29 protein-coding genes are annotated in these 20,899 nt (G+C 57.3%); 1 reads left to right on the forward strand and 28 read right to left on the reverse strand.

Annotation, left to right across the window (positions count from 1 at the left end):
* From AN476_RS18195 to crcB, 3 genes are read right to left on the reverse strand one after another with little or no spacing between them, the layout of a single operon-like run.
* Window positions 1-669 (reverse strand): HAD-IA family hydrolase, encoded by a 669-nt coding sequence (locus AN476_RS18195; RefSeq protein ID WP_054463209.1) that lies wholly within the window; start codon window positions 667-669, stop codon window positions 1-3.
* On the reverse strand, window positions 666-1,712 hold the full coding sequence (locus tag AN476_RS18200) for an RluA family pseudouridine synthase (RefSeq protein ID WP_054463210.1): 1,047 nt from the start codon (window positions 1,710-1,712) through the stop codon (window positions 666-668). The genes AN476_RS18195 and AN476_RS18200 overlap by 4 nt, the downstream gene beginning before the upstream one ends.
* Entirely contained in the window at window positions 1,709-2,089 is a 381-nt protein-coding gene (gene crcB, locus AN476_RS18205) for a fluoride efflux transporter CrcB (RefSeq protein ID WP_054463211.1), read from the reverse strand. The genes AN476_RS18200 and crcB overlap by 4 nt, the downstream gene beginning before the upstream one ends.
* A gap of 104 nt (window positions 2,090-2,193) precedes the next feature.
* Between crcB and AN476_RS18210 the strand changes: the two genes are divergently transcribed.
* A complete protein-coding gene (locus AN476_RS18210; RefSeq protein WP_083464393.1) occupies window positions 2,194-3,249 on the forward strand; it encodes a serine hydrolase in 1,056 nt (351 codons plus the stop codon).
* 13 nt (window positions 3,250-3,262) lie between these two features.
* Here AN476_RS18210 and AN476_RS18215 read toward each other — a convergent pair whose 3' ends face one another.
* The 25 genes from AN476_RS18215 to AN476_RS18340 all read right to left on the reverse strand — a co-directional run bounded on the left by AN476_RS18215 (window position 3,263) and on the right by AN476_RS18340 (window position 20,858).
* Window positions 3,263-4,582, reverse strand: a complete 1,320-nt coding sequence (locus AN476_RS18215) for a replication-associated recombination protein A (protein WP_054463212.1) — start codon at window positions 4,580-4,582, stop codon at window positions 3,263-3,265.
* Between the two features lie 3 nt (window positions 4,583-4,585).
* Window positions 4,586-6,001, reverse strand: a complete 1,416-nt coding sequence (locus tag AN476_RS18220; RefSeq protein WP_054463213.1) for a trypsin-like peptidase domain-containing protein — start codon at window positions 5,999-6,001, stop codon at window positions 4,586-4,588.
* Between the two features lie 127 nt (window positions 6,002-6,128).
* Window positions 6,129-7,199 (reverse strand): 3-deoxy-7-phosphoheptulonate synthase, encoded by a 1,071-nt coding sequence (locus tag AN476_RS18225; RefSeq protein WP_054463214.1) that lies wholly within the window; start codon window positions 7,197-7,199, stop codon window positions 6,129-6,131.
* Between the two features lie 344 nt (window positions 7,200-7,543).
* On the reverse strand, window positions 7,544-8,263 hold the full coding sequence (locus AN476_RS22930) for a hypothetical protein (protein ID WP_157063804.1): 720 nt from the start codon (window positions 8,261-8,263) through the stop codon (window positions 7,544-7,546).
* Between the two features lie 24 nt (window positions 8,264-8,287).
* Window positions 8,288-8,713: a 50S ribosomal protein L17 gene (gene rplQ, locus AN476_RS18235; RefSeq protein WP_054463216.1), complete on the reverse strand. Its 426-nt coding sequence runs from the start codon at window positions 8,711-8,713 to the stop codon at window positions 8,288-8,290.
* Between the two features lie 140 nt (window positions 8,714-8,853).
* On the reverse strand, window positions 8,854-9,870 hold the full coding sequence (locus AN476_RS18240) for a DNA-directed RNA polymerase subunit alpha (RefSeq protein ID WP_054463217.1): 1,017 nt from the start codon (window positions 9,868-9,870) through the stop codon (window positions 8,854-8,856).
* A 114-nt stretch (window positions 9,871-9,984) separates the two neighbouring features.
* Window positions 9,985-10,374, reverse strand: a complete 390-nt coding sequence (gene rpsK / locus AN476_RS18245) for a 30S ribosomal protein S11 (RefSeq protein WP_054463218.1) — start codon at window positions 10,372-10,374, stop codon at window positions 9,985-9,987.
* 15 nt (window positions 10,375-10,389) lie between these two features.
* Entirely contained in the window at window positions 10,390-10,758 is a 369-nt protein-coding gene (rpsM, locus tag AN476_RS18250) for a 30S ribosomal protein S13 (protein WP_054463219.1), read from the reverse strand.
* Between the two features lie 243 nt (window positions 10,759-11,001).
* On the reverse strand, window positions 11,002-11,382 hold the full coding sequence (locus AN476_RS18255; protein WP_054463220.1) for a hypothetical protein: 381 nt from the start codon (window positions 11,380-11,382) through the stop codon (window positions 11,002-11,004).
* Between the two features lie 176 nt (window positions 11,383-11,558).
* On the reverse strand, window positions 11,559-12,203 hold the full coding sequence (locus AN476_RS18260) for an adenylate kinase (RefSeq protein ID WP_054463221.1): 645 nt from the start codon (window positions 12,201-12,203) through the stop codon (window positions 11,559-11,561).
* Window positions 12,200-13,564 (reverse strand): preprotein translocase subunit SecY, encoded by a 1,365-nt coding sequence (secY, locus tag AN476_RS18265; protein WP_054463222.1) that lies wholly within the window; start codon window positions 13,562-13,564, stop codon window positions 12,200-12,202. The genes AN476_RS18260 and secY overlap by 4 nt, the downstream gene beginning before the upstream one ends.
* 110 nt (window positions 13,565-13,674) lie before the next feature.
* Complete coding sequence (gene rplO, locus AN476_RS18270; protein ID WP_054463223.1) at window positions 13,675-14,145, reverse strand: 50S ribosomal protein L15; 471 nt, start codon at window positions 14,143-14,145, stop codon at window positions 13,675-13,677.
* Window positions 14,146-14,420: 275 nt separating this feature from the next.
* Complete coding sequence (locus AN476_RS18275) at window positions 14,421-14,636, reverse strand: DUF1127 domain-containing protein (RefSeq protein WP_054463224.1); 216 nt, start codon at window positions 14,634-14,636, stop codon at window positions 14,421-14,423.
* 328 nt (window positions 14,637-14,964) lie between these two features.
* Window positions 14,965-15,153 (reverse strand): 50S ribosomal protein L30, encoded by a 189-nt coding sequence (gene rpmD, locus AN476_RS18280; protein ID WP_054463225.1) that lies wholly within the window; start codon window positions 15,151-15,153, stop codon window positions 14,965-14,967.
* Window positions 15,154-15,165: 12 nt separating this feature from the next.
* Window positions 15,166-15,735, reverse strand: coding sequence for a 30S ribosomal protein S5 (gene rpsE, locus AN476_RS18285; RefSeq protein WP_054463226.1), 570 nt, complete (start codon window positions 15,733-15,735; stop codon window positions 15,166-15,168).
* 112 nt (window positions 15,736-15,847) lie between these two features.
* On the reverse strand, window positions 15,848-16,207 hold the full coding sequence (gene rplR, locus AN476_RS18290; protein ID WP_054463227.1) for a 50S ribosomal protein L18: 360 nt from the start codon (window positions 16,205-16,207) through the stop codon (window positions 15,848-15,850).
* A gap of 11 nt (window positions 16,208-16,218) precedes the next feature.
* Complete coding sequence (rplF, locus tag AN476_RS18295; RefSeq protein ID WP_054463228.1) at window positions 16,219-16,752, reverse strand: 50S ribosomal protein L6; 534 nt, start codon at window positions 16,750-16,752, stop codon at window positions 16,219-16,221.
* A 12-nt stretch (window positions 16,753-16,764) separates the two neighbouring features.
* On the reverse strand, window positions 16,765-17,157 hold the full coding sequence (gene rpsH, locus AN476_RS18300) for a 30S ribosomal protein S8 (RefSeq protein ID WP_054463229.1): 393 nt from the start codon (window positions 17,155-17,157) through the stop codon (window positions 16,765-16,767).
* A 13-nt stretch (window positions 17,158-17,170) separates the two neighbouring features.
* Window positions 17,171-17,476: a 30S ribosomal protein S14 gene (gene rpsN / locus AN476_RS18305; protein WP_054463230.1), complete on the reverse strand. Its 306-nt coding sequence runs from the start codon at window positions 17,474-17,476 to the stop codon at window positions 17,171-17,173.
* A 22-nt stretch (window positions 17,477-17,498) separates the two neighbouring features.
* Window positions 17,499-18,062, reverse strand: a complete 564-nt coding sequence (gene rplE, locus AN476_RS18310; protein WP_054463231.1) for a 50S ribosomal protein L5 — start codon at window positions 18,060-18,062, stop codon at window positions 17,499-17,501.
* Window positions 18,062-18,367, reverse strand: coding sequence for a 50S ribosomal protein L24 (gene rplX / locus AN476_RS18315; RefSeq protein WP_054463232.1), 306 nt, complete (start codon window positions 18,365-18,367; stop codon window positions 18,062-18,064). The genes rplE and rplX overlap by 1 nt, the downstream gene beginning before the upstream one ends.
* 2 nt (window positions 18,368-18,369) lie before the next feature.
* On the reverse strand, window positions 18,370-18,738 hold the full coding sequence (gene rplN, locus AN476_RS18320) for a 50S ribosomal protein L14 (RefSeq protein ID WP_054463233.1): 369 nt from the start codon (window positions 18,736-18,738) through the stop codon (window positions 18,370-18,372).
* Between the two features lie 97 nt (window positions 18,739-18,835).
* Window positions 18,836-19,066 (reverse strand): 30S ribosomal protein S17, encoded by a 231-nt coding sequence (gene rpsQ / locus AN476_RS18325; protein ID WP_054463234.1) that lies wholly within the window; start codon window positions 19,064-19,066, stop codon window positions 18,836-18,838.
* Between the two features lie 12 nt (window positions 19,067-19,078).
* On the reverse strand, window positions 19,079-19,282 hold the full coding sequence (gene rpmC, locus AN476_RS18330) for a 50S ribosomal protein L29 (RefSeq protein ID WP_009810825.1): 204 nt from the start codon (window positions 19,280-19,282) through the stop codon (window positions 19,079-19,081).
* Between the two features lie 955 nt (window positions 19,283-20,237).
* Window positions 20,238-20,858, reverse strand: coding sequence for a 2OG-Fe(II) oxygenase family protein (locus AN476_RS18340; RefSeq protein WP_054463236.1), 621 nt, complete (start codon window positions 20,856-20,858; stop codon window positions 20,238-20,240).
* Between the last annotated feature and the right edge of the window lie 41 nt (window positions 20,859-20,899).

A 20,899-nucleotide genomic window follows, 5' to 3' on the forward strand; every position in this document is an offset into this window, starting at 1 on the left:
TCATGTCTTCCAGATCTGTTGCAACAGAGGGGGCAACTGGTCAAACCTGCTGACGATATGATCCGCCCCAAGGTCAGCCGCAGGGTGATAGCCCCAGTCAACCGCGATGGTGCGTACACCGGCCGCCCGCCCCATATCAATGTCAAAGCTTGTATCCCCGATCATCACCGCATCGGCAGGCTCCACACCGGTTTCCTCCAGGGCCGTCAGCACCATCGAAGGATGCGGCTTGGAGGGGTGATGATCCGCCACTTGGCGCGTGACGAAACACTCAAGATTATGGGCGGCAATAAGAGCCTCCAGCCCACGTTGTGATTTACCGGTCGCCACCCCCAGCAGATATTCCGGCACGGCGTGCAGCTCTGCCAGAACCTCGGCGGCGCCAGGAAACAGCGGCGAATGCCCCGTCCCCTGGGCCAGACGTTTGTCCATATAGGCTTGTTTGTAGCCCTCGACCAAATGCGCCCGCACTGCGACGGGCTGGTCAGGTGCCAGTTGATCCATCGCCAAAGGCAACGACAGCCCCACAATTGACAGGATTTTGGCATGGGGCGGAACCGCCAGCCCCTGACCGGCAAACGCCCGTTCCATCGCCGAAGCAATGGCATTTTGGCTGTCCGCCAAAGTGCCATCCACATCAAACAGGATCAGACGCAGATCAGTGCTCACATCAAGGCCTCAAAAGGATCATCGGCGGCCAGGTCTTCGGTCCAGCCAAAGGTGTCCCAGCTGTCCTTCATATGTGGCGGCAGCTCCGCCATCATCACGATGTCTTTTTTGGTTGTCGGGTGTTCAAACACCAAGCGGCGTGCATGCAGATGCAGCTTTTTGCTGATCACTCCGCCCAGCTGCGCCCCCCAGCCATCGCCCAGGTTTTCCTGGCCTGAACCACCGTATTTGCCATCGCCAATGATGGGGTGACCAATCTCGGCCATATGGGCGCGCAGCTGGTGGGTGCGCCCGGTCACCGGCTCCATTGCCACCCAAGAGGCGCGCCCGGCGACCCGGTACAGCGTGGCGTAATAGGTATGCGCCCGCTTAGCTCCAGGAGTTCTGTCGATCTCATTTGGATGCACCGCGATCATTTTTTCGCCCTCTCCACTGGCGCCATGTCCGCCAGCTTTGACCAACCCCGCTTTGATCTCGCCCAGGTAGGGCGTGGGAACGCCTGCAACCAGCGCCCAGTAGATCTTGCGGGTGTTGCGATGGCGGAAGGCCGCCGTCAGCGATTTTGCCGCCAGCCGCGTGCGGGCCAGTACCAGTACGCCAGATGTGTCCTTGTCGAGGCGATGCACCAGCCGGGGCTTTTCCTCGGCGTCAAAGCGCAGCGCATCGGCCAGACCATCCACATGTTTGGTGGTGCCGCTGCCGCCCTGCACCGCCAGACCCGCAGGTTTGTTCAGGACAATAACGTCGTCATCCTTGTAGATGACACAGCCCCGGATCATCTTGGCATCCGCCTCTGAAATCCGCGCAGCACGGGGGGCCGCTGGCTTCATATCCGACTCGGCCAGGGGTGGAACCCGCACAACCTGACCGGCAGCAACACGCGTATTGGCCTTGACCCTACCGCCATCCAGGCGCAGCTCGCCCTTGCGGCACATCTTTTCAATGCGGCCCTGGTTCACATGCGGGAACAAGCGACGCAGCCAGCGGTCAATCCGCTGGTCATCATCCGCCTCGGCTACGGTAATCATCTGTACGCCGCTCATGCGAACACTCCTCTTGCGAGCCAAAGGCCCAAAAACAATCCGCCAACCGACAGGCCGACAGATAGAAACACATAGACCGCAGCCTGCCCAAAAGCACCGCGCTCGATCAGATTGGCGCTCTCCAGTGAAAAGGCCGAAAAGGTGGTAAAGCCCCCCAACAGCCCGGTCATCACCAGCGGGCTGAGATGTGTCAGCCCCTTTTGCGCCGCCGCCACCACAAAGACCCCCATCAGAAAGGAGCCGACCACGTTGACGGTTATGATCGCAAGCGGGAAGTCCTGGTGACCAAACAGGCGCAAAACCCCGACGCCCGTCAGGTAGCGAAGCGCTGCCCCGCAAGCGCCGCCAAGGGCGACCAGAGATACCGTTGAAATCATCAAGGGTCTGTGGCGCGGGTGAGCAAAGATGTCAAGTTTTCCCGTTGCAAGCCATGCAGTGCCGCCCTAGCTCTTATGCAAAGCGAACAACAGGAGCCTCCTATATGTCGATGTCCCTCAGATCCCTGGCAATGATTTGCGCTGTTTTTCTGCCCGCACAGGCCGCCTATGCCAATGAGGTAGAAGACCAGTTGCAGGCTGCTTTTGACAGTGGCGAATTGGCAGGGCTGCATGGTGTCTTGGTCCGTCGAGACGGGCAGACCTTGGCAGAGGCCTATTTCGAAGGCCAGGACCAACGTTGGGGCGATCCTCTGGGAGAGCGCCAGTTTGGGCCCGAAGAACTGCACGATCTGCGCTCCATCTCCAAAAGCATCGTCAGCCTTTTATATGGTATTGCCCTGGACAGAGACCTGGTGCCCCCACCCGAGGCCGGATTACTGGCGCAGTTCCCTGAATATGCCGATCTGGCTGACCCTCAGCGCAATGCGATCACGATCGAACACGTGCTGACCATGCAGATGGGTTTGGAGTGGAACGAACAGCTTCCCTATACCAACCCCAAAAACTCAGAAGTCGCTATGGAGCTGGCCGAGGACAAGCTGCGCTTTATCCTCTCCCGCCCAATCGTCGACACACCCGGCACCACATGGTCCTATTCCGGGGGCTCCACTGCTTTGCTTGGCGCACTGATCAGCCGGGGTTCGGGTCAAACACTGGCAGAATTTGCCCAGGAGGCGCTGTTTCAACCGCTTGGCATCAACAAAAGCGACTGGGTGCTGGGGTTGGATGGCAAAACCCATGCGGCAGCTTCGGGACTGCGGCTAACCGCGCCGGATCTGGCGCGGATCGGCACCCTGCTGGCCAACAAAGGACAATATCAAGGCCAGCAGATCGTTTCCCAGGACTGGATCACGCGCAGTTTCAGCGCCCATGCCGCAGCCGGTGGATTGCGTTATGGTTATCAGTGGTGGCTGGCCCCCGTCGGCACCCCGCCGGTCTGGGCTGCGGGTTTTGGCAATGGCGGTCAGCGCCTAACCGTCGGGCAAAAGACCGGAACCGTAGTGGTCATCCAGGCCGGCAACTACAATCAGCCAGATGACTGGAAGCTCCCGGTCAAATTGATGGAAGAGTTCCTGATCCCCGGCCTGCCCCCGAAATAGCCCCGCTGAGCGCCTAGCTATTGCGCTGCGCCCGCAGCTTGGCAAAATACTCAGAGCGCCGTTTCAACTCGCGCTCAAATCCACGCTCCACTGGCTGATACAGCACCGGACGGCGCACCCCGTCCGGGAAATAGTTCTGTCCGGAAAACCCATCTTCGGCATCGTGATCATAGGCATAGCCATCGCCATAGCCCTGTTCCGCCATCAGCTTGGTTGGGGCATTCATGATATGTTTGGGCGGCGGCGCTGATCCGGTCTCTTTGGCGAGACGGCGGGCCGCCTTGATGCCGACATAAACCGCATTGGATTTGGGCGCCAAGGCCAGATAGACGGCCGCATTGGCCAGGGCCAGCTCGCCTTCGGGACTGCCAAGGCGTTCATAGGTATTCCAGGCATTCAGACAGACCGTATTGGCCTGTGGGTCCGCCAGGCCGATATCCTCGGTCGACATCATGGTCAGACGCCGTGCCAAAAACCTCGGGTCCTCGCCGCCTTCCAGCATCCGCCCCAGCCAGTAGAGCGCCGCATCCGGGTCAGATCCCCGGATAGATTTATGCAGGGCAGAGATCAGATTGTAATGTTCATCGCCGGATTTGTCATACTTTGCTGCCCGACGCATCAATCGGGTGGCCAGCGCCTCCCGCCCCAAGGGGGTCGCTACCCGCCAGGCCGCGACCTGTTCGATCAGATTGAGCAGCGTGCGCCCGTCGCCATCGGCCATCTCATGCAGCGCATCCCGCGCTTCGCCATTGAGCGGCAAGGCTTTGTCCAACTCCCGCTCGGCGCGCTGCGTCAACAGCTCCAGATCCACCAGCGATAGCCGCTCCAACACCAGGACCTGGGACCGCGACAGCACAGCAGCGTTCAACTCAAACGAGGGGTTTTCCGTGGTGGCGCCAACCAACAAGATTGTGCCGTCTTCCATGTAGGGCAGAAATCCATCCTGCTGCGCCTTATTGAAGCGGTGGATCTCATCGACAAACAGCAATGTGCCCTGGCCGTTCTGACGCCGGATCTTGGCGGCTTCAAACACTTTGCGCAGGTCGGGCACCCCGGTGAAGATTGCAGAAATCTGAACAAAATGCAGATCCGTTTCCCGCGCCAGGAGCCGCGCAATGGTGGTCTTGCCGACACCCGGCGGCCCCCAGAAAATCAACGACGACAAGGAGCCCGAGGAAAGCATCACCCCCAGCGGCGCCTCCTCGCCCAGGACCTGTTGCTGGCCGATCACCTCCGCCAGGGATCGCGGCCGCAAACGATCGGCCAGCGGCCGATTTAGGTCCGGTTTTTCGGTAATCGCTGCAGGTGCGCCGTCATCAAACAGATCCGCCATGGTTCAGCGCCGCATATGCAGGCTGACCCGCTGACCGCGACGGTTCAGATCAAAGCGCAGCCGACGGCCCGAAGCTTCCAACAGAGCTGGCACATCTTCCGAGCCTGTCACCTCGTTGCCATTGATGGCCAGAAGGATATCCCCAGCCCTGACCCCGGCCCGTGCCGCATAGGGCCCGGGATCCAGAACCGCGACGCCCCGCGCCGAAAGCGGCAATTGCAGACGGACGATGGCAACAGGGTTGATCAGCCCCACAGTCAAGCCTGGCAGCACGCTGTTTTCGTTCATGACGACAGAGCGCGCCGGCGGATCATTTGGCGCGGTGAACATCTCAACCACAAGAGTCTCACGTGTCTCACGTGTCTCGCCGCGCAGGCGCGTCACCTGCGAGGTGCCATCAAGCCCGGCGACTGACATGCGGAACACCATTTCTGACGGAGAATTCACCACCTCACCGTCAACTTCGGTGATCACATCCCCCACCTCAAAACCCGCCTTGGCAAAGGGGCTTTGGGGGTGCAGTTCGGAAATCACCATGCCCTCGGGCAGCTCCATGCCCAGCGATCCCGCCAGATCCGCATCCACCGGCTGCCCGGCCATGCCCGCCCAGGGGCGCTGGAACTCTTCGGCGCCATTGCGCGCCTGTTTGACAAATTCCCGCACCAGATTGGCCGGAATGGCAAAGCCGATGCCGTTGGAGCCACCAGAGCGGCTGAGGATGCGGGTGTTGATGCCAATGAGATCGCCGTTCACATCAATCAGCGCCCCGCCCGAATTGCCCGGATTGATCGGCGCATCTGTCTGGATGTAATAGCCAAAGCCCTCACCCGAGGCGGTGCCGCTGCGCGCCAGTCCCGAAACAATGCCGCTGCTGACTGTCTGGCCAACCCCAAAGGGATTGCCGATGGCCAGGGCCAGCTCCCCCACCTCAACCTGATCGCTGTTGCGCAGGTTCAGATAGGGCAGGCCCGAGACCTCCTGCAGCTGCAGGATCGCCAGATCGCTGGCCTGATCGGCCAGAACCACGCGGGCCTCATATTCCCGCTTGTCCGTGGTCACCACCCGGATCTCGGTCGCCATGGCCACCACGTGATAGTTGGAAACCACGATGCCATCCTCGGACAGGATGACCCCCGAGCCCAGCGAGCTTTCAACCCGGGGGCGTGGATTGGAGAACCCTCGAAAAAAGTCCTCAAAGAATGGATCGTTCATAAAGGGAGAGCGCTGCCGCGCCTGACGCACCACCTTGGCGTAGATGTTCACCACCGCCGGAGCCGCCTGTTTCACCAGTGGCGCAAAGCCCAATGAGATCTCGGCCTGGGATTGCGGCACGCGAGTCTCGGCCTGAGCCGGGGTCAGCGTGCAAAGGGCCAGGGCAAGGGCCACAAAGAGTCGGGTGGAAACAGCAAAGCGGATCATGGGAACTCCCCAAAAGAATGTCTTCCAAGGATATGCGTGGGCCGCCCTGCGAATGCAAGCTTTGCTAGCGGCCTGAGCGCCCCCTGCCTGGATCAGTCTTTGGCCCAGGCAGGAAGCGATTTGCCCTTTATCCCGCCAGCTGCGCCGGGCGCGCGCGGCGCTGCTTTACTGCTTCGGCCAGTTTGCGCAGCTCCGCCACGGTATCTTCCCAGCCGATACAGCCATCGGTGACCGACTGACCATAGGTCAGCTCCCCCTTGCCCAGATCCTGACGCCCGGCGACCAGATGGCTCTCGATCATCACCCCGGTAATGCGCTGCTCCCCCGCACGCAGCTGGGTGCTCACATCCGCCAGCACCAGCGGCTGCTTCGCTGGATCTTTGTCGCTGTTGGCATGGCTGGCGTCGATCATCACATGGCCGCGAATGCCGTCTTGCTCGGCCTTCTGACAGGCCGCATGAACAGACCCCGCGTCATAGTTGGTGCCGCCACCACCGCGCAGGATGATATGGCAATCGGGGTTGCCGCTGGTGGCCGCAATCGCCGCGCGGCCATTTTTGGCCAGGGCCATGAAATGATGCGGATGCGCCGAGGACCGCACCGCATCAATGGCGATCTGCACATTACCACGGGTGCCGTTTTTGAAACCCACCGGACAGCTAAGGCCCGAGGCCATCTCCCGGTGGATCTGGCTCTCAGTGGTGCGCGCGCCAATGGCCGCCCAGGCCATCAGATCCGACAGGTACTGCGGCACCGCCGTATCCAGGAACTCGGTCCCAACCGGCAGCCCCATCTGGTTGATGTCGAGCAGGAGCTTGCGCGCCATCTCCAACCCCTCGTTGATGCGGAAGGAGCCATCGAGCCTGGGATCATTCACCAGCCCCTTCCAGCCGCTGATGGTGCGGGGTTTCTCGAAGTAGACCCGCATCACCACTTCCAGCTCACCCGCCAATTCATCGCGCAGGTGTTTCAGCCGTTCAGCGTAGTCCAGCGCCGCCTTGGTGTCGTGGATCGAACAGGGCCCGACCACAACGATCAGCCGGTCATCCCCGCCGCGCAGCACCCTTTGGATATCGGCGCGGCTATCCAGCACGGTTTCGCTGGCCAGATCATTACTGGGCAGTTTCGCCGCCAGTTCATCTGGCGAGATCAGTTCCTGCATATCGGTGATACGGAGGTTTTCGATTTTGGTGGTCATGGTCCTAAGGTTCCTTGCGGGAGGCCCCGGAGCGTGGCGGCGGATACAAAAAAACCGCCATCTGCTGAGGGCGGTTGGTGTGGTATCTGCTGTTGCGCGCTTATGTCATCTGCACGCCAAGACCCCTCCGTCCGCCTGTCGGCCCGGATAAAAATAAAACCAGATTGCAGCATAGGTTTGGGTCATGTTGGCGACGCTAGCGGAGATTCGGAAGGGTGTCATTAGGAAAGTTGGAAGTGGTACTTTTAGAACCGTACTAGCCAAGCCTAGAAAACACTTCGACAAAAGTACAACGTCAGCTCTGAGCCCACTTTGACCAATCCGGCGCTCCCAATGAGCGTCTACTATCGTTGCTTGATCAAATCTGCCAGATAGTCAATTTCTTCGCTCGACCTGAAGTGGCCTTCCGCCAACCAAACGACCGCCTCGCATACCTCTTGAACATCGATGCGCTGCGCTTGTTCGCCGCAAGCAATTTGTGCAAAATTGTCGGGGAAACACAGAAATATGCTCCGTCTACCAATATCATCTATGAAGCGAGTAAACCCAGACTGAGCCAGAACGTTGGCAGCTCTTTCAAGATCACCCGCACACTTGTTGTCGAATGTTTCGACCAGTCCATCAATGGCATGACGTTCGGTGTGGTAGTGAAGGTCAAAAATACAATTCGCTAATGCCAAAATTCGCCCTGTGTGCGAATCCTCTGGTCTGGCTTTCCAAGGCGGTAAATCATGCATTTTGACATAATGTCGAGCCGCGGCAATAACCGCAACTATGCCTTTACCTCGATGGAACGGTCTTTGAGCGGGTCTCAAGGAACGGCAGCAAAGTCCGCATTGTAAACCTTCAATTGCTGTAGAAATCAAATGTTTAGTGAATTGCCAAAGTCTTGCTTTGGCAGCGCCCGAACCGCCCCCACGGGGCGGGCGCTTTGCTTCCCCCCTCGGTTCGGACGCGGTGGTTTTGTGAAGCGTCGGAAAACCTCCAAAGCAGCTAGACGGCTGAATACTGGCCTCTGACACATTCCAAAAGAAAAGCCCCCGCTCCAGCGGAGCGAGGGCCATGCCATCTGACGATGTCAGAGAGTCTTATTCTGCGTCTTCAACTTCGACTTCGGCCGCAACGCGGGCCTTGTCGGCGGCGCCTTTGGCTGCAACGTCACGATCGACGAATTCGATGATCGCCATGGGCGCCATGTCACCATAGCGGAAGCCCGCTTTCAGGATACGGACATAGCCGCCGGAACGCTCAGCGTAGCGTGGGCCCAGAACGTCGAACAGTTTGGAAACATACTGGTCTTCTTTCAGGCGCGCGTTGGCCTGACGACGGGCGTGCAGGTCGCCGCGTTTTGCCAGAGTGATCATCTTTTCGATGATCGGGCGCAATTCTTTTGCCTTGGGCAGAGTTGTTTTGATCTGCTCGTGCTCGATCAGCGAGCCGGCCATGTTTGCAAACAGGGCCTTACGGTGTTCGTGTGTACGATTAAGGCGGCGGTAACCACGTTTATGACGCATATGTCTATTCCTTCGATCTTGCGTTTTTGCTTTGTCTGTCAGCCGATGCGTGTCAGCTGATCTCCTTGGGGCAGATGCCCGGCATTCCCCGCCACTGCGGGCATTTCGGGGAGGGTTACCCCTCCCCTAATCTGTTTGGCTTAGAAAGTGTCTTCGAACTTCTTGGCCAGATCTTCGATATTGTCCGGTGGCCAATCCTCGACGTCCATGCCGAGGTGCAGACCCATTCCGGACAGCACTTCTTTGATCTCGTTCAGCGACTTGCGGCCAAAGTTTGGCGTGCGCAGCATCTCTGCTTCGGTCTTCTGGATCAGATCGCCGATGTAAACGATATTGTCGTTCTTGAGGCAGTTTGCCGAACGGACAGAGAGTTCCAGCTCGTCCACTTTCTTCAGCAGAAGCGGGTTGAACTCGAGACCATCATCTTCGTCCTGACGGTTTGCCGACTCGGGCTCCTCAAAGTTGACGAAGATCGACAGCTGGTCCTGCAGGATACGTGCGGCATAGGCCAGCGCGTCATCCGGGGTCACAGAACCATCGGTTTCGATTTTAAGGGTCAGCTTGTCATAGTCCAGCACCTGGCCCTCACGGGTGGGCTGAACATCATAGGAGACCTTCTTCACCGGCGAGTAGATCGCATCGATTGGGATCAGACCAATGGGCGCATCTTCTGGCTTGTTCTTATCGGCAGAGACATAGCCCTTGCCGGTGTTCACGGTGAGTTCCATGAACAGATCAGCGCCATCATCCAGGTGGCAGATCACGTGCTCGCGGTTCAGAACCTCGATGCCTGCGCTCTCAGAGATGTCACCAGCGGTAACAACGGCTGGGCCCTTAGCATTGATCGACAGGCGCTTGGGGCCTTCGACTTCCATGCGCAGGGAAACGCCTTTGAGGTTCAGGATGATGTCAGTCACGTCTTCACGCACACCAGCGACGCTGGAGAATTCATGCAGAACGTTATCGATCTGTACGGATGTGATCGCGGCACCCTGCAGCGAACTCATCAGAACGCGGCGCAGCGCGTTGCCCAGCGTCAGGCCAAAGCCGCGCTCGAGTGGTTCAGCAACAATTGTTGCCTGACGTGCGGGATCATTGCCCGGCTTAGCTTCAAGCTGTGTTGGCTTGATCAGCTCTGCCCAATTTTTATGGATCATGCAGTCCCTCCATTCCTGTCTGTACCTCATGTCCGAAGGTGCAGACGCCCGAGGTTTAAAATGACGGACTGGGGCCCAGCAAACAAGCGGGGCCCCAGCGTAATGCTCGACGTCTTAGACGCGACGACGCTTTGGTGGACGGCAGCCGTTGTGCGCCATCGGAGTTACGTCGCGGATCGAGGTGATGTTGAAGCCGATTGCGGCCAGAGCGCGCAGAGCGGATTCACGACCGCCACCGGGGCCCTGAACTTCAACTTCAAGAGATTTAACACCGTGATCCTGGGCTTTTTTGCCCGCATCTTCTGCCGCCATCTGAGCCGCATAGGGAGTCGATTTACGCGACCCCTTAAAGCCCATGGAACCGGCAGAGGACCATGCAATTGCATTACCCTGAACGTCAGAGATCAGGATTTTGGTGTTGTTGAACGAGGAATTCACATGCGCCACACCAGTGGCGATATTCTTACGTTCTTTTTTCTTCGTACGAGTCTTATCGCGTGCCATTGATCAAACCCTCCCTTACTTCTTCTTACCGGCAATGGCCTTTGCAGGGCCTTTGCGAGTGCGAGCGTTGGTGTGGGTACGCTGACCGCGAACGGGCAGGTTACGACGATGGCGCAGGCCGCGGTAGCAACCCAGGTCCATCAGACGCTTGACGTTCATCTGAACTTCACGACGCAGGTCACCTTCAACGGTGAAGTTTGCATCGATGAATTCACGGATAGACAGGATTTCGGCATCGGACAGTTCGTTGACGCGACGAGCGGCGTCAATGCCCACGGCTTCACAGATCTGTGCAGCCGAGGTGTTTCCGATTCCGGTGATATATGTGAGGGCGATAGGCACCCGCTTAGCAGCGGGGATGTTTACGCCGGCAATACGTGCCACGTGTCACTTTCCTTTTCGTTGCGGTTCCGTAGTCCCAGAACCTTTTTTCACAACGCTTGACCTTGGCATTCAGCCGTTCAGCCCAGCATTTTGAGGTGGTCATGTGAGCAAAAGAATCCGCCCACATGGAATCATCCCGCAAAAGGGATGGGCTTGCGTATGAGGATTTCAACAAAGCGTCAACCCGTCAAAAGGGGAACCGTGGCTTTTTCCTCAAAACATGGGCTTTTCAGGCAATTGGCCTCAAAATTTGCAGGCGTAGAACCGCTGAGGTTCTTCTTCGCCGGTAAAGATGGTTACCTCGCCCGGGCTGTAGGGGTCCAACAGAACCGAAAAAAGCTTTGGCGTGATATAGGGGCCCGGCTCTTCACAATATCCAACATGGGTTGTGACTTTTGGTTTGGACCAGTCAAACTTCAGCACCGGCTCAAAGCTGCAATGGTACTCAAGCGAGCCATAGCCGGTTTCTCCCAAAAGCAAGCCCCCCTCGGCGGCGAAGTCGAGATCGCCATCCGGACTGCTGGCCATCATTGCACAGCCTTCGAGATCATTGACATAGATGTCTTGACTGACAGCAGCCTGGGTCGATCCAACAACCACCAAAGCTGCAATAAGAACGCGCATAATAACTTTCTCCAAATCAGGGACAGACCCAAGGATAGGCGCAGCGCCATAGTTCGGCGCAGGGCTTTTGAGAGGCTTTCCAAAGCCGTTGCCCAGAGGACACAACACTCCTTGCAAAACAAAAGGGAGAGCATCAAGCCCTCCCTTTTTAATTCTTGCATCAACCCGTTTATGGCTCAGCCCAAAACCTTAGCGATTTCGTCCCGAACCTCTTCCATCGAACCCAGACCATTGACCGACTGAAGGTTGCCTTTGGCGTAGTAGTACCCAAGCAACGGCGAGGTCTTTTTGTAATACTCCATCAGACGGGTCTTGAGGCTGTCCTCATTGTCGTCTGCTCGGCGTTTTACATCAGTGCTGCCACAATTGGTACATTTGCCATCAGCCGCCCAGGGCTTGGTCACATCATGGTAGACCTCACCGCAGCCGCCGCACGTCGACCGGCCGGTGATCCGCGCCACCAAAGCACTGTCATCCACAGCCATTTCGATCACGGCATCCAGCGTCAGACCCATTTCCGCCAGCAACTCACCCAGAGCATCCGCTTGCCCCAGGGTGCGTGGGAAACCATCAAAAATGAAGCCTCCCTCGGCGCCTTCGGCAATCTTTTCGCGGATCAGGCCGATGACGATCTCATCCGTGACCAGTTCACCGCGCGCGATCACGTCAGCGACCTTCTTGCCCATTTCCGAGCCATTGGCCTGAGCTTCACGCAGCATGTCGCCTGTGGAGAGTTGAACCATTCCGCGTGCCTCGGTCAGATGACGCGCCTGCGTCCCCTTACCAGCACCGGGAGGTCCCAGCAGAATAATATTGGTCATCGGCGCGAAGGTCCCCGTTTTGCACGTTTCTTATTGCGGCCGCGCAGCTGGCTCTTCTCGATCAACCCTTCGTACTGATGGGCGAGAAGATGGCTTTGCGCTTGCTGAATGGTATCCATCGTAACCGAAACAACAATCAAGACTGACGTTCCGCCAAAATAGACCGGGAAAGCAAATTGACCGCGCAGAACTTCCGGAAGCAAACAAACCAGCGCCAGATACATCGAACCCAGAACCAGAACCCGGTTCACAACATATTCAATATATTCGGCTGTCTTCTTGCCGGGGCGAATGCCGGGAACAAAGCCGTTCTGGTTCTTCAGGTTATTCGCAACATCCTCAGGTTTGAACGCAACGTTGAAGGTGTAGAAATAGGCAAAGAACACGATCATCGAGACAAAGAACAACAGATACAGCGGCTGACCGGGGCCAAAGTTGGCAAGAAGCCAAGACATCACCGGACCGTTGGTAGCACCAGAAGAAAAGGCCGAGATCGTGGTTGGCAGCAGCAAAAGCGAGCTGGCAAAGATCGCCGGGATAACGCCTGCTGGGTTCACTTTGACCGGCAGATGCGAGGAGCCACCATCATAGACCTTCATGCCGACTTGGCGGCGCGGGTACTGGATGTGGATCTTGCGCAGGGCGCGCTCCATAAAGACAACAAACATGATCACCGCGATCACCATCAGGATCACACCAATGATCACAGCAGGGCTGATTGCACCGGAGCGACCGGAGGCAAAGAATTGCGCGATGGAGGCTGGGACTTCGGCAATGATGCCAACAAAGATAATGAGCGAGATGCCGTTGCCGAGACCACGCTGGGTGATCTGCTCACCCAACCACATCAGGAACATGGTGCCACCCACCAGGGTGATCATGCAGGCCATGCGGAAATACATGCCAGGATCTGTCGCCAAATCACCGGCTTCCAGCGAAACCGCCAGACCATAGGCCTGGGCTGTTGCCAGCGCCACGGTGCCGTAGCGGGTGTATTGGTTGATTTTCTTTTGGCCCTGAGCACCCTCTTTTTTGAGCTGCTCAAGCGCCGGAACCATCGAGGTCAGCAGCTGGACAATGATCGAAGCCGAGATATAGGGCATGATCCCAAGGGCAAAGATGCCCATACGGCCAAGGGCGCCACCGGTGAACATCGACACCATGCCGCCAATGCCCTGTCCCGCCGCTTCCATAAAGTTGCGTAGGGCGTTTGCGTCGATGCCAGGAACCGGAATAAAGGTGCCGAGGCGATAGACGATCAAAAGGCCAAGCGTAAACAAGATGCGATTGCGCAGATCCGTGGCTTTGCCAAGTGCGGACCAGCTGGTGTTCGCTGCCATTTGTTCTGCTGCTGATACCATGAAATGGGTCTCTTTTTGCGAAAACGCCGCCCGGAGCCCTTTTCCGGCTCGGACGGCGTATAGGAAAACTGATGACCTATGTAAGCGGCATTTGCGCCGCTCACAAGGCGTTACTCAGCTGCGGCTGCTGTTGCCACGGTCAATGCGCCACCGGCCTTTGCAACTGCTTCAACAGCAGCGGCGGATGCGCCGGTTACCGCGATGGTGGCTTTGGCGGTGAATTCACCTTTGGCCAGAACGCGCACACCGTCTTTTTTGCGGCGGATCAGACCGGAAGCCACCAGAGTGTCTTCGGTGATCGAGGCTGCGTCCAGCTTGCCCAGGTCGATGAATTTCTGGATCAGGCCCAGGTTTACAACGGCGTAGGCCTTACGGTTTGGCTTGTTAAAGCCACGCTTAGGCAGACGCTGGTACAATGGCATCTGGCCGCCTTCGTAGCCATTGATCGAAACACCCGAACGGGATTTCTGACCTTTGATACCACGGCCACCCATTTTACCCTTGCCGGAGCCGGGACCACGGGCAACGCGCATGCGTTTTTTGGAGGCGCCTGGATTGTCGCTGAGTTCGTGAAGTTTCATTTCGCTTCTCCTTAGCCGGATGTGATCCCAGAAGCGTAAACAGGATCAACCACGGCATGTCTTTGATTTATGATTCCATGACCCCAAGAGGCCACCGCAGGCATATAGCCCCCCTTCCCCAATGGATCAAGCCCTAGCAGCCCCGTGGGTTTCACATTGACGCTAAGGCGACGATGCCCCTCGTCACCGCCCCCCGTGGCACAAACCAAAAACGCCCCCATCCAAAGACAGAGGCGTTCTTGCGACCAGGAGCGAGGGAGGAGAGCTCTGGCTGGTCAGTGACACTGATGAACGTGTTTGCGCGCGATATCAGCGATATCGCAGCGGCGCACGCCGATATCGGCCAATTCGCGGTTGGTGAGGCGAGACAGCTGCGCATAGGTGCGCTTGTACTCGCGGCTCATCGCCCAGTTAGCCGCGACTTGCGCCACAAAGGCGCGCAAACGTGCAACCGGACCAAATTCCGAGGTGATGTTTTGAACAAAAGCCATTTTGTATTCCTTATCTTCGGCTGGAACCCATTTCCCAGCCCTTTTCAGACCCGTTTTAGGTGTCCCTGAAATAAAGGATTTAATTTGCCACAAACAACCACTGCCGCAAGACAACCCGCTATGCATGGGGCGCATAAGAGGCCGCCTCACCGCGCCAAGATTTTGCTCAGAGACAGGCCTAGGGCGGCCAGGGGCGCGGCCGTGATCTGACAGATTTGAGGGATCTGCGCAGGCCCTTGCTCCCCCCTGCCCAAAGTCCAAAGGGCACAATAGAAGAAGGCGCCCCCGGTTTCCCGAAAGCGCCCTCAACAGGTCACTCGAAAGAGGCTTAGTCGCGCTCTTCGATGATCTCTACCATGTGAGAGATCTTGCGAACCATGCCACGAACCGAAGGGGTATCTTCGAGTTCACGGGTTTTGTGCATCTTGTTCAGACCCAGACCGATCAGCGTCGCGCGCTGGTCGGCGGGGCGGCGGATCGGGGAACCGATCTGCTTAACAACGATTGTTTTAGCCATCTGTCCGTCTCCTTACGCTTCTGCTGCTTCAGCAGCAGGTGCTTCGTCCCGCTTGGGCAGGATGTCGGCAACCTTTTTACCACGACGCTGTGCAACCGAACGCGGGCTCTGCTCTTTGGTCAGGCCGTTGATGGTGGCACGGATCATGTTGTAGGGGTTCTGAGAACCGATCGATTTGGACACAACGTCTTTGACGCCGAGCATTTCGAAAACGGCACGCATTGGACCACCGGCGATGATACCAGTACCTTCAGGTGCGGTACGCATCACAACCTTGCCGGCACCGTGACGACCATCGATGTCGTGGTGCAGGGTACGGCCCTCTTTCAGAGGCACACGAACCATCTGACGCTTGGCCTGCTCGGTTGCCTTACGGATGGCTTCAGGTACTTCTTTTGCTTTACCTTTGCCAAAGCCGACACGGCCTTTCTGATCGCCAACAACAACCAGGGCTGCAAAACCAAAGCGCTTACCGCCTTTTACGGTTTTGGAGACGCGGTTGATCGCGACCAGACGGTCTGCGAATTCCGGGGTCTCTTCTTCGCGGCGGCCACGGCCACGGCGGTTTTCACGTTCTGCCATTGGGCATTCCTTTTTGACTGGCGCTTGGCGCCTATTGTTCCAATCCTGGTGGGACACTCCCGCAGGAGCATCCCCCGGATCATCGGGGCGGCGTCACCGCCGCCCGCAAGTCTTAGATCTTCAGACCGCCTTCACGCGCAGCGTCGGCCAGAGCCTTCACTTTGCCGTGGAACAGGAAGCCGCCACGATCGAAGTAGGCCTCGGAAACACCAGCCGCCTTGGCGCGCTCGGCGATAACCGAGCCCACTTTGGTGGCGGCTTCGATGTTGTTCTTGCCAACAAAGCCGAGATCTTTTTCGAGGGTCGAAGCCGCTGCCAGTGTCTTGCCTGCGCGATCGTCGATCAACTGAACAAAGAGGTTCTTGTTCGAACGATGCACGGAAAGACGCAGGCGATCTGCGTTGACCTTGCGAAGTTTGTTCCGGACGCGCAGGCGACGCTTCAGAAACAGGGTACGTTTGCTGTTTGCCATTGTGCTGGTCCTTACTTCTTCTTGCCTTCCTTGCGGAAGATGAATTCGCCCTTGTAGCGGATGCCTTTGCCTTTGTAGGGCTCGGGACGGCGCCATTCACGGATCTTAGCCGCGACTTCGCCCACCTGCTGCTGGTCGATACCTTCCACAACGATTTCGGTCTGCTTCGGAGCGGTAATGGTGATACCTTCCGGAGCAACGAATTCGACATCATGGCTGTAGCCCAGGTTCAGCTTCAGGGTGTTCCCCTGCATCTGAGCCCGGTAACCAACACCCTGAATCTCCAGCTCTTTTTTGAAGCCGGTGGTCACGCCAGCAACCAGGTTTGCAACCATGGTGCGGGACATGCCCCACTGCTGACGGGCGCGCTTGGACATGCCGCGAGGCGTGACCGAAACAGCGTTGTCTTCAACAGTCAGAGTGACGTCGTCGGTAGCAGTGAAGCTGCGGGTGCCCTTAGGGCCCTTTACTTCAATGCTCTGGCCGGAAACTGCTGCGGTAACACCGCTGGGCAGTTGGACCGCTTTTTTACCAATACGGGACATCGATAGACCTCCTTAGAAGACGGTGCAGAGCACTTCGCCGCCAACATTGGCTGCGCGTGCGTTTGCGTCCGACATCACACCCTTGGGGGTGGAGACAATCGACACACCCAGGCCCTGACGGACCGACGGGATGTCATTGACGCCCATGTAAACGCGACGGCCAGGCTTGGAAACCCGCTTCACTTCGCGAATGACAGGATCGCCATCGTAGTACTTGAGGCTGATTTCCAGGGCCGGGTGGCCGCGTTCATCAGTGGTTTTCTCATAACCGCGGATGTAACCCTCGTCTGCCAGCACGTCCAGAACCCAAGCCCGCAGCTTTGACGCTGGGGAGCTTACGGTGGATTTGCCACGCATTTGCGAGTTACGGATACGGGTGAGCATATCGCCGATAGGATCGTTCATATCTGTCTCTCCCTTACCAGCTCGATTTCACCATACCGGGGATCTGGCCATTCGAGCCCAGTTCCCGCAGCGCGATCCGGCTGACCTTCAGCTTACGATAGTAAGCGTGAGGACGACCGGTCAGCTGACAACGGTTGTGCAAACGTGTCGCCGAGGAGTTCCGCGGCAATTTCGCCAGTGTCAGACGCGCCTTGAAGCGCTCTTCCATCGACTTGGACTCGTCATTCGCGATTTCTTTCAGCTCGGCGCGTTTTGCGGCATATTTTGCCACCAGACGCTCGCGCTTTTTCTCGCGTTCGATCATGCTTTTCTTAGCCATGTCTCTACTATCCTTCCCGCGCTCAGCTATTGAAGGGCATGTTGAAAGCTTTCAACAGCGCCTTAGCTTCCGCATCGGTATTCGCGGTGGTGGCAATCACGATATCCATGCCCCAGTTCTCGTCGATTTTATCAAAATCGATTTCCGGGAACACAAGATGCTCTTTCAGGCCCATGGCGTAGTTGCCACGACCGTCAAAGGAGGTACCCGATACGCCGCGGAAGTCACGGATACGGGGCATCGCGATGGTGATCAGACGATCCAGGAATTCAAACATCCGGTCGCCGCGCAGAGTAACCTTTGCGCCCATTGGCATGCCTTCGCGAACGCGGAAGCCTGCAATGGAGTTCTTTGCCACGGTGGTCAGAGCTTTCTGACCCGCGATGGTGGAGAGATCAGCCTGAGCGGATTTGGCTTTCTTGCTGTCTTTGACAGCAGCGCGGCCACAACCGATGTTCAGAACGATTTTTTCCAGCTTAGGCAGCTGCATTTCGTTCTTATAGCCGAACTCTTCTTTCAGGGACGCACGGATGCTGTCCTTGTAAAGCGTCTTCAGGCGGGGGGTGTAGGTTGCGTTATCAAGCATCAGACAGTCTCCCCAGTGGTTTTGGCGAAGCGGACCTTTTTGTCGTCTTCCATGCGGAAGCCAACGCGGGTCGCTTTACCGTTGCTGTCCAGCAGGGCCAGGTTCGACAATTCGATTGGCAGTGCCTTGGGCAGACGGCCGCCCTGTTCATTCTGCGACTGACGTGTGTGGCGGATCGCCATGTTCACACCATCAACAACAGCTTTGCCGGACTTGGGGTCAACAGAGGCGATGGTGCCTTCTTTGCCCTTGTCCTTGCCGGCCAGTACGACAACCTTGTCGCCTTTACGGAGTTTAGCAGCCATGGTTACAGCACCTCCGGAGCAAGCGAGATGATTTTCATGAAGTTTTTAGCGCGCAGCTCACGAACAACTGGGCCAAAGATACGCGTACCTACGGGCTCATTGTTGTTGTTCAGGATCACGGCGGCGTTGCGATCAAAACGGATCGCAGTACCGTCGGGGCGACGGACTTCTTTTGCGGTGCGCACGACGACGGCCTTACGGACATCACCTTTCTTAACGCGACCGCGGGGGATGGCTTCCTTAACCGAGACAACAATGATGTCGCCTACGGATGCGTATTTACGCTTGGAACCACCCAGAACCTTGATGCACTGAACTCGGCGAGCGCCGGAGTTGTCAGCAACATCCAGGTTTGTTTGCATCTGGATCATGTGGTTTCTCCCGACCTATGGGGCAGCGATGCGTGCTGTAATCCCCCAGGGTTTCGACAAACTGGTCAGTTTGCCGCTTATGGGACCTTACGGTCTCTTAAGCGGTCAGAACTTCCCAGCGTTTCGTTTTCGATTTCGGCGCGCATTCGATGATGCGGACTTGGTCGCCGACCTTGAAAGCGTTCTGTTCATCGTGCGCCCGATATTTCTTGGACTTACGAATGGTCTTTTTCAGAACAGGGTGCGTGAAGCGGCGTTCAACCGAAACTGTTACGGTCTGGGCGTTGGCGTCGCTGGTCACGGTGCCTGCGAGAATACGTTTGGGCATCTGTCAGGCTCCTTATTCTGCAGCTGCGGCTGCAGCTTTTTCGTTCAGGATGGTTTTCACACGAGCAGCATTGCGGCGTGCCGCTTTGATGCCTGCAGTGTTTTCCAGCTGACCGGTAGCTTGTTGAAAACGGAGATTGAAGCTCTCTTTTTTCATGTTGGCAAGCACATCGCGGAGTTCATCCACGGTCTTGTCACGCAGATCATTGGCGTTCATCGCCTTTGTTCCTTGTCCAAAGCACCAGAAGGCCCCGTGAGGGTCACCTTGTCATCTGGTGGGTTATGTAAAACCCGCACTTGAGAAGTGCAGAAAAGAATCGCCGGGGCCAAATCCAAGGTGAATTTAGCCCAAGCGATGTGCTCCTATAAGGGAGATAGGGGGTGGGGGCAAGGGAAAGGTTAGTCTTGCAAAGTTGCCACCGCGACAACACAATCTAAAGGGGGTATTCACCCATTCTGCAATCTTATAACGGAAGTCACCGCAAGGGGGAACAGCATATGTCAGGCCGAGGACCGGAAACAACTCAAACTGCTAAACTCGTGACGCGAGGAACCAGCAAATACGCTGTATTTGAGACCATCGCGACAGGCCACCACTGGATCGCTTGGAAAGACTTGAAGGTTAGAGTCACGTCTGAAAACCACGCAACCTTCACAGCGACCATCGCTCAAACACCAGCACAGGGTTCACGGTCCCATGAGCTAGATTCTGTGACCGTTGAGCTATTGGATAAGGATGGCATCCATGTTGCCTTCATTTGTAGAGGCTTGGAGCACGGTTTTGAAGAATGCGGGCATCAAAAAGAGAAGGAAAACAATACGCTTCCGCCCGAAGGGATCACTATTCCCGACCTTTTTCAGAAGGCTGACGCAGCTCGAATCCACCTTGTGCCAGGCTTATGTGTAAATTGCTAAGATAGGCGCCGCCCGACCCTCCCTACAGGTGAGCGCTTCACGCCCACCCAGGGTCAGGCACCGCCCTTGTGTTGCATGTGATGCTTTAGGCTCCCATTTAGAGCCAAAAGGGACGGGCTTGTCATTGGCCAACCAGATAAGCTCCGCCTGTTCTCAGGCGACATGATCCCCCGGACCATCTCCAAGACGCTTTTGGTCTCCGACCGTTCGCCCCTCAATCGTTCCCCCGGAACGATTGCCGCTTCGCTGACCAGGGCTCACTCCCAGCGATAATTAAAGCTGACGGAGATACGCTCGTCTTCGGCCATGTTTATCGGGACCTCGTGGCGCAGCCAGCTTTCCCACAAGAGCACATCGCCCACGGCGGGCTTCATGTAGATAAAGGGCTTCAGCTCACGCCGCGCCTCTTTGGTGCGGGTGGGGGCGGCCATCATCCGGCCAGAACGCGGGTCTTCCAGTTTCAGCGCGCTCGCCCCTTCGGGCATCGCCACATAGGTGGTGCCAGAGATGACTGAGTGGGGATGCAGATGCGAGGAATGCATGCCGCCCTCTGGCAGGATATTGATCCAGAGATCCTCGAGCACCAGCTTGCGGCCATCCAGATCAAACTCCAGATCCTTGGCGAAATTCATCACATGTTCATCCAGCGACTTCACCAGATCGGCAAAGACCGGAAAGCGCCAGGGCAGATCCGTGAGTGAGGCATAGGAGGTATAGCCGGGATAGCCGTTCTCCTCGCACCAATCCTGTCCAGCCTCGTCATCTTCAGCGATAACAATGCAAGAGGTTTCCATTTCCTGCGCATCAATTGCCGGTCCGCATTCGGACAGAGCAGCACGGTACAAGCGGGTCACAAAGAGGGATTCTATCTGGGCCATATGGGCGGTTTACAGCATCCAAATCACGAGCGCGAGCCTGT

The sequence above is a fragment of the Phaeobacter sp. 11ANDIMAR09 genome, assembly GCF_001294455.1.
GTDB lineage: Bacteria > Pseudomonadota > Alphaproteobacteria > Rhodobacterales > Rhodobacteraceae > Pseudophaeobacter.